The 688-nt window shown below is 39.5% G+C and carries 1 protein-coding gene; it reads right to left on the reverse strand.

The window, feature by feature from the left end:
- Nucleotides 1–78: 78 nt before the first annotated feature.
- Nucleotides 79–688, reverse strand: a 610-nt coding sequence (locus tag MTT29_RS09915) for an ABC transporter substrate-binding protein (RefSeq protein WP_429800545.1), incomplete at its 5' end; no start/stop codon positions are given.

The raw sequence follows: 688 nt of genomic DNA on the forward strand, positions 1-688 counted from the left end.
AAGTGCGACAAAGGCGCAAACAAGCGTTAGTAGAGCTAAAAATATAACAACTATTGAAAAATTTGCGTTTTTCATATCTTACTTGCTGCTACCGTCTGGATTTAGGCCTTTTAAGATATAGCCGTACTCTGTATCGCTAAGATCGTGATTTAAGAACTCTTTATAAAACTCTTTTGTTTTTACTTTCATATCGACATCTTTAAATAGATCGGGTTGGATAGTCTTTGCTGCCCATAAAATTTGAAGCACGTTTTCAGCGCCATATCTATCCCAGCTAAATACACCTTTTGGGTTGCCGTAAATTTTGCCGTTTTTAACAGCGTTTGAGCCAGAGAATGCAGGGTGCTCTTTTATCTTTTTGATCTGTGCATCTGTGTCATTGCCGCCAACGATGATGATATCAGGATTTGCATTGATGATCTCTTCAGCGCTAACTTCGATCATTGAACCCTCGGTATTGATAGCATTTACACCGCCACCTAGCTTGATCCAAGTGTTTTGGATAGTGTTTGTGCCATCAACTTTTAGCAAATTCGCTCCGCCAAGAAGGTGAAGTACTTTTGGACGTTTAGCGTCAGGGATGTTTTTTGTTCTTGCTGTTACAAACTCAGAGTTATCATGGATTTTATTAGCAAGCTTTTCAGCTTTTTTTCTAGCGTCATCAGTGCCTATGACTTCAGCTGTTGCG

Origin of the sequence: Campylobacter concisus, assembly GCF_050447485.1 — a bacterium.
GTDB classification, from domain to species: Bacteria; Campylobacterota; Campylobacteria; order Campylobacterales; family Campylobacteraceae; genus Campylobacter_A; species Campylobacter_A concisus_BQ.